Origin of the sequence: Halobacillus sp. KGW1 (assembly GCF_001592845.1) — a bacterium.
Classification (GTDB): Bacteria; Bacillota; Bacilli; order Bacillales; family Halobacillaceae; genus Halobacillus.
Genome location: NZ_LSOC01000002.1, coordinates 1,416,392 through 1,429,949, shown reverse-complemented (window position 1 = coordinate 1,429,949; position 13,558 = coordinate 1,416,392). Strand labels below are relative to the sequence as shown.

Genomic DNA, 13,558 nt, shown 5'->3' with positions numbered 1-13,558 from the left:
GTTTGCAATAGGTACGCATTTCAAATGCCATGCAGAAATTGGGGGTCAAAGGTCGCTCGCAGGCAGTCGTAGAGCTGTTGCGGATGGGTGAACTGGAATTATAATCTCCATAATAGAAAGTTGTGGCGGGATTATTTGAGGTGTACGGAGTCCTTTCAGGTATAGTCACTATACTGATACCTGAAAGGGTTTTTTGTTTAAAAGGAACATTTATGTTGAATTTTTCTCCAATACGAGTGAAAATGGAGTTTATTAAGTATTTTCGTTAGGGGTGCTGATTGTGTCTAACAGACAACAGACGTCTATAGTGGCAGATATAGAGAAAGAGTTAAGATACATATCCGGAATCATCAAGCAAAGAGGACGGGAAATCCTGAATCATTACCCGATCACAGCCCCGCAGTTTGTTGCACTGCAGTGGCTGTTGGAGAAGGGGGATATGACGATCGGTGAGCTCTCCAACTATATTCATCTGGCGTGTAGTACGACGACGGATTTAGTGGACAGGATGGAGAAGAACGGGCTTGTCGAACGGGTGCGGGACACGAAGGACCGCAGGGTAGTCCGGATTCACGTGCAGTCCAAAGGCGAGGAAATTATTCATGAAGTAATTGCCAAACGTCAAAACTATCTGGAAGATGTACTGAAAGACGTACCGGTAGAAGATGTAGAGACGCTGAATCGGCTGCTGCATGTTCTGCATGCCGAAATGAAAGAGACAGAGCACGAGGGACAACAATGAGAAAAAGAGGGATGAAACAATGAAACGACCGATAGGGGTGATCGATTCCGGCGTAGGCGGGTTGACGGTGGCGCGGGAATTGATGAGACAGCTGCCCAGAGAAACGTTTGTCTATCTAGGGGATACGAAGCGCTGCCCGTACGGACCGCGTTCAGAAGAAGAGGTGCGTGCGTTCACATGGCAGATGGTCAACTATCTTTTGAGCAAAAACATTAAAATGCTTGTGATCGCCTGTAACACGGCGACTGCGTATACGCTCAAGGAGCTGCAAGAAGAATTGTCTATACCTGTGCTTGGTGTCATTGAGCCGGGCGCCCGGGCAGCTATCAAAGTCAGTCAGAATAAACGGATCGGCGTCATCGGGACAGAAGGAACCATTCAAAGCCGTGCATACCCGAACGCTCTTAAGGCGATTGATCGCTCGATCCGAGTGAATGACCTCGCCTGCCCTCCGTTTGTACCCATGGTGGAAGATGGTATCTTGTCCGGTCCTGAAGCGGAAGGGATCGTTTCCAACACCCTCAAGCCGTTGAAGGAGATGAATCATATAGATACGCTCATTCTCGGCTGCACCCATTATCCTTTGATCAAGGATCTGGTTCAACGGGAGATGGGCAACCATATCCAGGTAATCAGTTCTGGGGAGGAAACCGCCCGGGAGGCAAGCCTGATCCTGTCTTATCAAAAAGCGCTGGAGACGGAGGACCATCAGCCGGTCCACGAATTCTACTCTACCGGTGACATCGAGAAATTCCGTGTAGTGGCGAACAGTTGGTTTGATGAGCCGGTACAGGTGCTGAAAACTGTAGAATTGGAACATGTTCAAAACTCTGCCTATTGAGGGCAGGGTTTTTTTATATTTGTATGAAAATTTATCTGGTCTAAACCCTCCAGGTGCTCGTATATATGGTAGTACAAACTATCTCGGGAGGGAAAGCTATGAAGAAATACAGATACAAATCATTATGGATCGCGCTTCTATTATTAATGTGTACAGGGCTGCTCTCCGGCTGCCTTTTTGAAGGGGAACAATCAATGGAGAAGATGGATGCTCCGGAAGAGGCGGTTACGACAACGCCGTCTGCTGAGAGTGAAGAACCGGCAGCAGAAGGCGAAGAAGAAGGAGCCGAAGAAGGGGAAAGTACAGAGGAGGAATCAGCTTCTACGGTAGAAAGGGAATTGTACTTGATGGATGCCAATGGCATGGTCGCCCCACAGACGTTAGAGCTTCCTGCCTCGAAGGAAGTGGCGACTCAGGCTTTGGAATATATGGTTAAAGACGGACCGGTTACAAACCTGCTTCCGAATGGATTCCAAGCTGTCCTGCCCGCAGGGACGGAGATACTTGGAGTAAATGCTCAGGAGGATGGTACCTTGGTCGTTGACGTATCCGAGGACTTTAAGAATTATGAAGCACAGGATGAAGAGAAGATCCTTCAAGCCATGACGTACACGTTGACTCAGTTCGAAGGTGTCGATCGGATCAAGCTGTGGGTTAACGGCCATGAGCTTACAGAAATGCCTGTCAACGGGACTCCGATTTCGGAAGGAGTCTCCCGTTCCGACGGGATCAATAATCATATCGGTGTCAACACAGATATCATGAATTCCGAAGCAGTCACCGTTTACTTCCCGGCACAAAACGGAGATCAGGTCTACCACGTTCCGGTCACGACGCGCATCGAGAAGAACGATGATGATTATGCCGCAATGGTACAAGCGCTTCTGAACGGTCCTGAGCTGGGAACTTCCCTCATGAACCCGTTTAATGACGGTGCGGAGATGGTCAGTTCGAAATTAAGTAACGGGGTGCTCGCCGTGTCCTTTAATGAAAAACTGCTGAGCGGCGAGGACAACCCATCTTTATCCGACGAAGCTTTGGCAAGTCTCGTCATGAGTCTGACAGAGCTTAAGGATGTAGAATCGGTTGAGGTTCACGTGGATGGAGCAGAGCAGGTGATCACCGAATCCGGGCAGCCACTTGCCGAGCCGGTCTCCCGTTCTGATATCAGCGGGGCAGAGGAATTGTAGAAAGCCGACAAGATAAGAAGCGTTCCGAAAGTTCGAACTTTTGGTGCGCTTTTTACATTTAGCTAGAACTATCGGGCGGCGGTAATATGTGTTAAGATGGGCAAGGATAATGGTGAAGAAAAAGGAGGTCGATATCGATGAGAAGTGATCATCGAGAAGTGAATGAATTGAGAACCGTAACAATTGAGACAGACTATGTGAAGCATCCGGAGGGTTCGGTGCTGATCAGTTTTGGAGATACGAAAGTCATTTGTAATGCCAGCGTTGAGGATCGTGTACCTCCTTTTTTACGTGGTCAAGGAAAGGGCTGGATTACAGCGGAATATGCCATGCTGCCAAGAGCTACCGAGCAGCGTAACATCCGCGAATCTTCTAAAGGTAAAGTCTCCGGCCGTACGATGGAGATTCAGCGTTTGATCGGTCGTTCCCTGCGTGCCGTTGTCGACTTGGACAAGATTGGGGAGCGGACCATTTGGGTGGACTGTGATGTCATCCAGGCGGACGGCGGGACTAGGACAGCTTCCATCACAGGAGCCTTTGTAGCGGTTGTCCTTGCTTTAGGCAAACTTGTGAAGAAGGGGACGCTGAAAGAGCTTCCGATTACGGACTTTCTGACCGCGATTTCTGTAGGTGTCCTGCCTGACGGGAAGGAAATCCTTGATTTGTGCTATGAAGAGGATAGTAAAGCCCAAGTCGATATGAACGTCATCATGACAGGCAAAGGCGAATTTGTGGAGCTTCAAGGTACGGGAGAAGAAGCTACTTTCTCCATGCAGCAGCTGCAGAAGATGCTTTCTCTTGCCGAAAAAGGCGTTTCTGACTTAATCGTCCTTCAGGAAGAAGCGATTGGAGAATGGGCGGAAACTATCAGTAACAAATCCGGAGCGGCAAAATAATGAAAGAATTGTTGATAGCGACAAAGAACGAAGGGAAAGCCCAGGAGTTCAAGCAGATGTTTTCGAAATACGGCATTTCAGTAAAGTCTCTGCTTGACTTTGATTATGCTCCTGATATTGAAGAGACCGGTACGACATTCGAAGAGAACGCAATAATCAAGGCAGAAGCTATGATGAAAGAGTGGAATATTCCCGTCGTCTCCGATGACTCCGGTCTTGAGGTCGATGCACTCGACGGAGAGCCTGGGGTTTACTCAGCGAGATATGCTGGATTAGAGAAAGATGATAAAAAAAACATGGAGAAGCTGCTCCGGGAGCTCGGCGATACGCCATCCCATCAGCGTACAGCCCGTTTCGTCTGTGCCGTAGCAGTCGCCCTTCCGGGACAAGATACGTTTACGAAGCGCGGCACTTGTGAAGGTAGAATAGCGGAATCGCCACAAGGGACCAATGGATTCGGATACGATCCGGTTTTCATTCCGGAAAACGCCGATCGAACGATGGCACAGCATACCGCGGATGAAAAAAACGCAATCAGCCACAGACACCATGCTATCAAACAGTTGGAAGCATGGCTTGAGAAAGAGGCATAAAAGGGAGAGATCAGCGTGCCTAAAGTGTTAATCATGAGCGACAGCCACGGACTGGAACAGGAAGTTCAGGTCATCAAAGCAAGGCATAAAGACGCAGATGCGATGATCCATTGCGGCGACTCAGAGCTCGCTTATGGATCAGAAACGTTGAACGGCTTCTATTATGCTAAAGGAAACTGTGATTTTGAACCGGAAATGGAAAATGAACAAGTGTTAACAGTCGGAGACGTTACTTTTTATGTGACGCACGGCCATCTGCATCAGGTGAAAACGACGTTGATGCCTCTTAAGTACAAGGCGCAGGAAAACGAAGCACAGGTCGCCTGTTTCGGGCACTCCCATATAGCGGGAGCGGAAGTCGTCGATGGTGTCCTCCTGATCAACCCGGGAAGCGCAAGGCTTCCAAGAGATCGGGAAGAGCCGACATATGCTCTCCTTGAATGGGATGACCCGGCCGAAGCTACCCTTCAGTTCTATCATGTGAACGGGGAGAAAATGGACGGATTGGTTCTTTCAACAGACCTTACAGCAAAGAATTAATTTCTTTGCTGTAACCTGTTGACTTTCAGCCAAATTCCTTATATAATAATTCTTGTCCGCTTCTGATGGAGGCGAAAAAATACATAACCTGCGGGTGTAGTTTAGTGGTAAAACCTCAGCCTTCCAAGCTGATGATGAGGGTTCGATTCCCTTCACCCGCTCCATACATATTTTAATCTTGTGTCCCAGTAGCTCAGCTGGATAGAGCAACAGCCTTCTAAGCTGTGGGTCGGGAGTTCGAATCTCTCCTGGGACGCTAACAAACGCCTTCTAATGCGTTGGATGATACGGTCGATGAACCGGTCAACCTAACGTGTTAGGAGGCTTTTTCTATGACCAAACGCAAGGATTCGTTACATGTCCGTCAAGATTTATCCGATTTACAGTTCGTCTACCCCGAGGTAGACCGGACGCCCACGCAACCCTCACGTAACCACGAGTTAACCATCTTACAAGCGTTAAAGTCCGTTCTACGGCAAATGGAGGCGTCAGGTCTCCGTCAAAGAACGCTTGATGACTACGAACGCCACACCACGCACTTCGCTAAAGTTATCAAGGTATCGAACCTCAGCGAAGTAACCGCCAACCACATTTACGAATGGCTCTCTTCCATGAACGTAAGCAACGAAACGAAACTAACCCGATTAAAGTGTCTCAAAGCGTTTCTAAGCCGTTGTTTTGACCACGGGTGGATTATATGTCCAACTATTGGCGAAACATCCGTATAAAAGTCGATAGCCCGGTCAAAGAAGGCGCAACTGACAGAGAGATAGGCGTACTTCTCTCGCTATTGGATCTCACGAAGTTTATACAGTTGAGAGACGCAGTAGCCGTCCTTGTTATGTATCAAACGGGAGTGAGACTTGGAACTCTTGCGCAGCTACGAGAAAAACACGTCGATTTAGAGTCGCAGACCCTGGAGCTAGACGGTGGGATATTGAAGAATCACCAATCGATTTACCTTCCATTCGACGGGACATTAAAGAAATTGTTGCCGATATTGCTCGAGCAAAACGAGTTAGTTCGTAAGGAAAGTAAAACGAATAACGACCTCTTATTTCTCACGAAAAACGGTCAAAAGGTCGTTACTAGTCCGACAAACAATAATATAACGAAAAGACTAGCGAGGTATTCGAAGGATTACGGGTTGAAGAATATCAGCCCTCACGCACTCCGCCGAGGATTCGCGAAGAAGCTGTTGGACAAGGGGGCGAATGTTGCTCTGATCTCGAAGGCACTTGGCCATAGTGACATAGCAGTTACGACTCGTTATTTGCACTTAGACAAGCGAGAGGTAGCCGAAAGCCTACGAAACTATTTATAACCGTATGTAAACAGTTTTGTACACAAAAAAAGGCGCAACCGCCGGGAGTATGGACTTGCCACACGTCGACGATATGCACCGTTAGCCTACATAAAGCATATCGAAAAAACGGGAAATTGTCAAATTGGATAAGTGTGTCCATCTAACCAAACGTACGTTTGGTTTTTGCGTCTCACTCGGGGAGGCACATTAGAATGACGATATATTTAGACGACTATAAGACGTTCGATTCGACGCAAGAACTAAACTACCACGTTAAGCAACATGAGCTTGCTAACCATGACGATTAACAGCGAGCAACCGGGAAATACTTCGTTTTATTTCTAGGTATTCCGTAAAGTATTCGGGTGCAGCACACCTAAAAGCGAATACAATTGCGGAAGGTGTACAAAAATCTGTTCGGACGATCCAACGGACTCTGAGCAAACTCGAGGAACTCGGTATCATCGAACGTATTTCTACCATCCGTATAAAATCTGGGGGATCAGGGGCGAATATTATCGTAATTCAGCCGTTTGTGACAGCCTGTTTGTCAGACCGCGAAGTCACCGAGAAAGCACGGGAGGACAAGGGAAACGTCGTAAAATCGCCAAAAGAAACAATACATAATCGTTTTATATCTAATAATACATTCGATACGGACTCGAAACCTTTGAATCACCCTCTATCGCTTAAAAACTCAATTCCCAAGAAGCTATATGACGCGCTATCTCCGTTTTTTAACGCAGATGATCTATATAAAACGATTGGAACGTTATACAGAGCAAAAGCAACTATTGATCGCGACATTAACGCTGAGGATCAAGAAGAATATATAAATGCGTTTTATGCCGTGATGAGGCGATATAAGAACGGGAAAGTTCGAGATTTATACGGTTATTTATATTCGGCTTGGTGCAAGGTTAGTAGGAGTTTATTCTGGAAACGTATGGTCGCAGTCTACTGTTAACATAACATTTTAAAATATTCTTGCTGTGTTTATGTTGTTAACAGCAGGAAGTATCACAAAGACTTGGATTGATTTGATCTTGGATATCTGTTTATTTAAAACGTCTTATGCTAAGCTTGGAGTATATTGATAAATCCATGATTTGGTAATTGTATGAATATCGATTTTCTGATAAGTGTAATCGGTAAGTAATCTGTATTGAAACGGGGGCCTTACGTTGGATGAAAAGGTGAACTTTTGTATTTATTTAAAGAAGTCAGAGCCTGATGTGTCATTTTCATCAGAGGAGCACATATTCCCGGCTGGTATAGGAGGCATAAGGAAACTTCCTATGCAATACGTAAGTGATGATTTTAATAATATGTTTTCCAAAATGGAACTACCATTTATGAGGCACTCTCTGTTATCTCTTCCACGGCAGTTTAAAGGTCCGGGAAAGAGGGGGAAATTAAATCCAAAAAAAGCCACAGAGGGGTCAATTAGTATAATGAGTGGAGAAGATCTAAATAGCTTTAATTTAGGTTATCTTACCTTAGGGAACCCTTACACAATTCCGCAGATAATAATTGATATAAATGGACTTTGTCACTTTAAATCTGACCAGTCTTTTGGTGATGCGGGTAAGCAAATTGCAAGCTTCGTGAAGAATTTGAGCAAATACAATGGCAAATATATATTAATTGAAGATGCCCGGATAAGTAAGGATGAGATTATTCTTGGGTTTCATAGAAGTAAATGGTATGTAGCGCTAAGCAATGAAGACTTAAAACCCCAAATTGACGAATATATAGATAAGATAATTCAACAAGCTCCATTCAACAAGGAAACTCCAAAGTATGGTTCACATCAAGTAAAGGTTCACCAAACGTTAGAGTTTGATGATAGTTTTTTTAGAGTATGCGGGAAAATTATCTTTAACTACCTTACTTTGGTTAAAGGTCGGGATTTTGTTTTAAATTCGTGTTTTGATCCTATCCGAGATTGGATTGTTAATGGTGGAGAGAATAATTTTGCAATTTTGACCGGCAAAGAGACTAAAACCTCCAAAATAGTATCTCCAAAAGAAGCTCATAAACTTTTCATCAATCAAGTGGGGAAATCCCTTGTGGGTTATATAAGTTTTTATGGTGATAATTTTGAAACTGTAGTTAAATTATGTGATGACATAGATGGTAATTTTGATTTAGAAGGTTTTTTGTGTGATTGGAAAAATAGGGAAGAATATAGCTATATAGATTACGTACAAAAGCTTAATAATTGAAGTTTGATTGATACTTGCGAAGTGAAGTGTAGAAAAGCTTTGGGAAATAAAAGGTTTAGAATCTGCGAAGTCCTGAGGTAACTAAGAGAGTTGACGTGTAATTGAGCTAGGGTCATTGGATGGATATGTATCTATGAAGAAAACAATATATAGGAAAAACCTCGGTTGTATTACTTGATGGAGAGAAACGAGAGGTGAACGCAAGGGTAACGAGGTTACACATATATGGCAAGTGGGACCACGACCTATACACGTATTAGTTGGGCGCTGCGTTCACCAGGCGAGCACTTCCGGAAATATTAAGGGGTGTCCGGTCGAGTCTTCAATCGGAATGGAAAGCGAAACGTGAAGAGTTACAGGCCGAAGCCCGGGCGAAGTCAGCGAGGGCAACGGTGAACCTCAGCCAGGGCGACAAGCAAACGGCAGAACAAGTGGCGAATCGCGTAAGCCTCGACATCGTATCTGCAAGCAACGTTGCGGAACTTAACCGGGCGATTAATAAGGCGAGTCAGGACATCGGATACCTAAGCGACGCGGAGAAAACGGCAATACAAAGTAACTTGCCGGAGCTATTGTCGCAGGTGGACGCTAAGAACGAGAAATTCGATAGCAACGTTAAGGGACGAAAGCTGATCAACTCGGCACAGGACGTTAGCAACCTCGATTGGTTAGCCGGAAAGATCGCGGATCAGTTGCCGCCTAACGTTGATATGGAATACCGACAGTTACGGACGATCAAACGAGGACGTCGAGTTAATGCGAAGTCAATGTAAGTAACGCAAAGCCCTCGATTGTACCGCTGCAGCCATAAATGACGGGAGGGGCAAGTGTAAAGGATAAGTAACTGACGTAATAGTTCTGTATACGTAGAGACGTTTGCGCAACGTTGGAGCTCTTAGAGTTAAAGAGACAGTAAGAAGGATGGTAGAGTTGTAAGTACACACGCTATACGGAGTGGTTATATAATCTATTATATATGTAATTAATAGATATAGGAAAAAGGGAGAATAAGTATGAATAATAAAAATGACTTGCGATATTGTTATCACTGCGGGGAAAAGAAATCACTAAAAATGCTAAGTAAAGTTGACAATAGTTATAAAGAAAACCTTGGTACAGAAGACGAGCCTCACATGTTTGATTTTTATGATTTTATCTATGTGTTAAGGTGTAATGAATGTATGAACGTTTCTATATATAGAGCAGAATTCACAAGTGGAGAAGAGCGCTATTTTCAAGAGACTGGGGAATCTGAGATAGAGTTATTTGGGAGGCTTTTATACCCGAATATAGAGCACGAAAATGCTTCTTACATTCCTGAAAAAATTTATAATAGCTATTTGTCGTCGATTAAAGTAAAGAATATTGATCGCTCTTTTAGTTTGATTGGCTTAAGAAGAACCCTAGAAATGATTTGTAAAGAAAAGGGTTATAACGATGGAATGTTAGGGAAGAAATTAAAAAAAATGGCTGATGATGGTGTAATCCCGTTAGTGATAGATAGTATTGCTGATTCTCTCAAAACTGAAGGGAATAAAGCTGCACACGGCGATGATGTTGATTTTGATATTAAAACCGTAAACAATATGATTGAATTTACGAGAATAATTATTAATTACCTTTATGTGTTGCCTAAAAAGATTTCAAACGTGCAAAATGCATTAAAGAACCAATTGTAATTTAATAAATAACTCAATCTGAGAACCTATTCATAGAGGTTCTCTTTTTGTCCAATAAAATAATTCCAAGGACAGGGCATTTAAATTCGGAAAGGTCAATTCCGGGATTTTAGGACAATATAGGTTTGAAGTTTCAACCTGGGGTTCCTTTAAGTATTACAATTGAGAAAGGTTGATTATGGATGGGTTTTTTTGATTCATTCTTGAAAGCATTCAAAGTAGCGAATAAACCGAAGCAAAGCGAAAGAAATCGAAACTCGACTAGACAGACTCCTAAACGGCCGACAAAGTCATCGATAAAAACTAGCATCGAGGTAACAAGGGAGAGCTTCAACGATAATCACTTCGAAATTGATCCGATCCTTACGAAGAAACTTTCTAACGGGGTGTTACCAGGCGAAGTCTTGTTAATCAATTGGATCTCCGGGAAAACCGAAAACGCTACGTTTCCTCGATATTACGAAAGGACATACGGTATTACTCCGAAAAAGTCGTTGAAAAAGTTGATAAAGGACGGCTATGTTTCGGAAGCAAGCCCGGTTGAGTCGCTAGGATCGTTTAAAGTTCCAGAGTTGAAAGAGGTGTTGAAGGCGAAGGAAGTGAAAGTTAGCGGTAAAAAGGCGGATCTGATTACGCGAATAGCGGAAAACTTTTCGGATTCAGAGGTCAAGGCGTTGGTTGGCGATAACTTAACATTGAAAATAACGGAAAAGGGCCGCAAGACGCTCGAGGAATACTACTATATCGTTCCGGCTCATCGTAATGATTCGAAAGACGGCGCTTATAACGTACCCAACGCTATCCGTCACGTTAATAAGCTCGATTATAAACCTGGTAACGGGGATATCTCGTGGGCTTTGTTTCAGCAAGCGTATATGGATCACGCAGAAAAACGGGACTACGGATTAATGCGAAACGTTATTCTAAACAAAGCGATACAATTAGAACGAGAAAAGAAATACGAAACCGCGTTATTTCATTATATAAGGGTATTCATTTTCGATACTAGCGGCTTACAAAACAGTAGGTACTTAGAGAATCCGAAATACACTATGATCCCTCAACCGATGGGGCGCTCTGTTAAAGGGCTAACGGAGAAATTAGAAATAGACGAAGTTGGCCTTCGTGAACATTTCGATTATACATGGAGTCGGGTTAGGCGAGAGTTAGAGTTTCACTATCTAACCGAATACGAATGTTTCCGTTGCCTTATGCTTTCGATGGCTAACGATCAAGAAGAGATAGAGGATTTGCTATTGAACACGTACCAACGTTTAACTAATGAACTGAGCGAAGCAGAGTTCCGTAAGAAATACGGGTTAAGTTTTCCTATCGACCTAGACGACGAAAAATATGGACGGTGATACACGGGGTTATCCAAACATTATATAAAAGGATAACTCCCGCCTATTAAGGCGGGGCTGTGTTAATTCTTGTCTCTACTTGTTACTTGCTCCCTAAATGATTCAGGTAATTCATCATAAAATTTTTCAATAGTTTTCGGTTTCGTTATTAACTCTTCTATTAGTAAATTTATCAGGGTGAAAAGAAATGTAACTTTTTCTTCATCATCAAGGTCAGCGATTTCTCCAAAATGAATCCCTTTATTGCCGTAGTATCTTAAGGTATCTAAACCTTGTTGTACATAAGGTGGAAGGTCATTTTTCTCGACTAAATCCCCTATCATTTTGTTAATGCTGTTTTTAGGAACATCGAGGTGGTTTATTAACAGGTGTTCTATCGCTAAACGCAGTAACGCTGCGGAAGCTCTTTTCGAATGTTTGTAAACTCCTGTTGCCTCCTCATAGATTTCACATATGTCATTAGGCATATCCTCGGCAGGTGTGGGAAGAGTATTACTTTCCGGGAATATAACGTTTCTATTTTCCCAAACAGTATATTTTTCGCACTCGGTACACACGCTTATAACTAAGTGCCATTCAAGAGGAGAAGGTTTTCCAGGAGACACTGGACTTGGGGGCCTGAAAAATTGTCCAGACGTAACAATTTTTTCTTTACTAACCGATAAATCCAATGTGTCATTTTTATCGTCTTTAGATTTCCATATTACAAAATGGTTTTGCGGACATAAAGTACCGCATCTTGGGCAATTATATGAACGTTCATTTAAAGTTGGACTAACATACTTCATTGATATACCTCCCGATAAGTTCTATTATAATTATACATTGAAATAGATTGTTTGCTTGCAAATATCATATAACATTAACTTAATTAAGCTTGCCTAAAAAACGGCAAGGGTATAATTGCCCCCCCCCGCCGTTTTTTCCGTGTTTCTTCCTATTGTAATTTGATTGTCTCCGTAACGCTTCCAAAGATACCTTCCTGCGCTTCAACCGATAGATTTTCAGAGTCCGCAATTTCCGGAGCTACGTCGAATACGACCTTACCGGACATTTCGGAACTAGGGTTAAGCTGCTCGAGGAAGAACGAGTTTTGGATCGTGCCGTCTTCGCCCTGGTTTGCTGACATACTAGCCGCGGAATCAGCTTCGAACGTTTTGCTGTCTTGTTTTAACTTGAAGTACGAACCGTCAACAGTCACAGCTTCGTCTCCGTTGTTCTTCACTGTAATGTTGAGGACAACGTATTTTCCGTTAGCTTCTTCTGGTAACGCGCTAGGGCCGACTTGTTCTGCCGTACTCTTCTCGTTAATTGTGTACGTCATTGCGCCAACCTCGACTTTGTCACCGATGCCGTATGAGGTCTCTTCGGCTTCTTCCCCGCCTGTTTCTCCGGAACTCTCTGCATCATTATTGCCATCGTTAGTGGACGCTGTTTCATCGTCTCCCCCGCCTACTAAGCTGAAAATCACTATTATGGCGATAATACCGATGAAACCGAGACATCCCATTTTGAATAATTTCTTCATACTTATCTCCCCCTTATGTATTGGAATTCAACTCCCATAATATACAATGTGAGGTATTTTTACCATACTTTTACCAGAAGAATTTTCATTTCGAGACTAATTTTTACCGGTTAAATCTACATGCTCGGATTTTTCGAGCTTTCATTTGCCTGGATGAACGGTTCAATGGTAAAATTGTGTAAACCATTTGAGTTCGCTAGATGAAAGTATCAACCAACGGACAGGCTAACGGGTACTACATGCCCGGTTTTGAGCGGTCGGAAGTTCGAATCTCTCCTGGGACGCTAACGAAAAAAACGCTGAAACCTTTGCTGGACAAGGGATTCAGCGTTTTTTAATGTTGTCAGTATTTGGGACGAAATATAATCATCAAAAAAGAAACAATAACGTTTCCTAATAAGAGAGGTAAAGGGGCGGAGCTCTCCTTTACCATTTTAAATGCCTTTCTGTAAAATTATTGCTCACATGTTTGACTTAACAGCACCCCCTTGTATCTAAGTGTTTAGTCTATGCATGAAATGTAAAGTGGTAAATGGATATGAAATACTCAAGGATTGAGACCCGAGCGTTCCTGCTCGTCATCGTTCATTAAATCACTGAACGGACCAGCAGCTTGCCTTCTTTCATCCATTTAAACCCAAAAGTTTTCAT

12 protein-coding genes, 2 tRNA genes and 2 pseudogenes are annotated in these 13,558 nt (G+C 43.5%); 14 read left to right on the top strand and 2 right to left on the bottom strand.

All coding sequences use genetic code 11. The features are described 5' to 3' along the window. Positions 1-17: 17 nt before the first annotated feature. The 14 genes and pseudogenes from gerE to AXG56_RS07985 all read left to right on the top strand — a co-directional run. Positions 18-104: pseudogene (gerE, locus tag AXG56_RS19130) on the top strand (spore germination transcription factor GerE); the annotation flags it as partial. Positions 105-280: 176 nt separating this feature from the next. Beyond that, entirely contained in the window at positions 281-742 is a 462-nt protein-coding gene (locus AXG56_RS08050; RefSeq protein WP_008635210.1) for a MarR family winged helix-turn-helix transcriptional regulator, read from the top strand. A gap of 19 nt (positions 743-761) precedes the next feature. Next, positions 762-1,583 (top strand): glutamate racemase, encoded by an 822-nt coding sequence (racE, locus tag AXG56_RS08045; protein ID WP_008635209.1) that lies wholly within the window; start codon positions 762-764, stop codon positions 1,581-1,583. A gap of 98 nt (positions 1,584-1,681) precedes the next feature. Then, positions 1,682-2,773 (top strand): GerMN domain-containing protein, encoded by a 1,092-nt coding sequence (locus AXG56_RS08040; RefSeq protein ID WP_062513898.1) that lies wholly within the window; start codon positions 1,682-1,684, stop codon positions 2,771-2,773. Between the two features lie 137 nt (positions 2,774-2,910). Next, a complete protein-coding gene (rph, locus tag AXG56_RS08035; protein WP_026577131.1) occupies positions 2,911-3,669 on the top strand; it encodes a ribonuclease PH in 759 nt (252 codons plus the stop codon). Continuing rightward, the gene (locus tag AXG56_RS08030) at positions 3,669-4,262 is read left to right on the top strand and encodes an XTP/dITP diphosphatase (protein ID WP_062513897.1); all 594 of its coding nucleotides are present in this window, start codon (positions 3,669-3,671) and stop codon (positions 4,260-4,262) included. Before rph ends, AXG56_RS08030 begins: the two co-directional genes overlap by 1 nt. A 15-nt stretch (positions 4,263-4,277) precedes the next feature. Beyond that, entirely contained in the window at positions 4,278-4,802 is a 525-nt protein-coding gene (locus tag AXG56_RS08025; protein ID WP_008635203.1) for a metallophosphoesterase, read from the top strand. A gap of 90 nt (positions 4,803-4,892) precedes the next feature. Continuing rightward, positions 4,893-4,966 (top strand) — tRNA-Gly (locus AXG56_RS08020). Positions 4,967-4,984: 18 nt separating this feature from the next. Next, positions 4,985-5,058 (top strand) — tRNA-Arg (locus AXG56_RS08015). A 76-nt stretch (positions 5,059-5,134) separates the two neighbouring features. After that, a pseudogene (locus AXG56_RS08010) lies at positions 5,135-6,126 on the top strand (tyrosine-type recombinase/integrase). A gap of 1,166 nt (positions 6,127-7,292) precedes the next feature. Then, positions 7,293-8,336, top strand: a complete 1,044-nt coding sequence (locus AXG56_RS08000) for a hypothetical protein (protein ID WP_062513895.1) — start codon at positions 7,293-7,295, stop codon at positions 8,334-8,336. Between the two features lie 392 nt (positions 8,337-8,728). After that, positions 8,729-9,109 (top strand): hypothetical protein, encoded by a 381-nt coding sequence (locus AXG56_RS07995; protein WP_153017408.1) that lies wholly within the window; start codon positions 8,729-8,731, stop codon positions 9,107-9,109. A 240-nt stretch (positions 9,110-9,349) separates the two neighbouring features. Beyond that, positions 9,350-10,015, top strand: coding sequence for a DUF4145 domain-containing protein (locus AXG56_RS07990; protein ID WP_062513891.1), 666 nt, complete (start codon positions 9,350-9,352; stop codon positions 10,013-10,015). 182 nt (positions 10,016-10,197) lie between these two features. After that, a complete protein-coding gene (locus tag AXG56_RS07985) occupies positions 10,198-11,379 on the top strand; it encodes an SAP domain-containing protein (protein ID WP_062513889.1) in 1,182 nt (393 codons plus the stop codon). Between the two features lie 62 nt (positions 11,380-11,441). Here AXG56_RS07985 and AXG56_RS07980 read toward each other — a convergent pair whose 3' ends face one another. Both AXG56_RS07980 and AXG56_RS07975 read right to left on the bottom strand, forming a co-directional pair. Continuing rightward, positions 11,442-12,167: a DUF4145 domain-containing protein gene (locus tag AXG56_RS07980; RefSeq protein WP_062513888.1), complete on the bottom strand. Its 726-nt coding sequence runs from the start codon at positions 12,165-12,167 to the stop codon at positions 11,442-11,444. Positions 12,168-12,316: 149 nt separating this feature from the next. Further along, a complete protein-coding gene (locus AXG56_RS07975; protein WP_064503476.1) occupies positions 12,317-12,907 on the bottom strand; it encodes a DUF4352 domain-containing protein in 591 nt (196 codons plus the stop codon). Positions 12,908-13,558 lie beyond the last annotated feature (651 nt).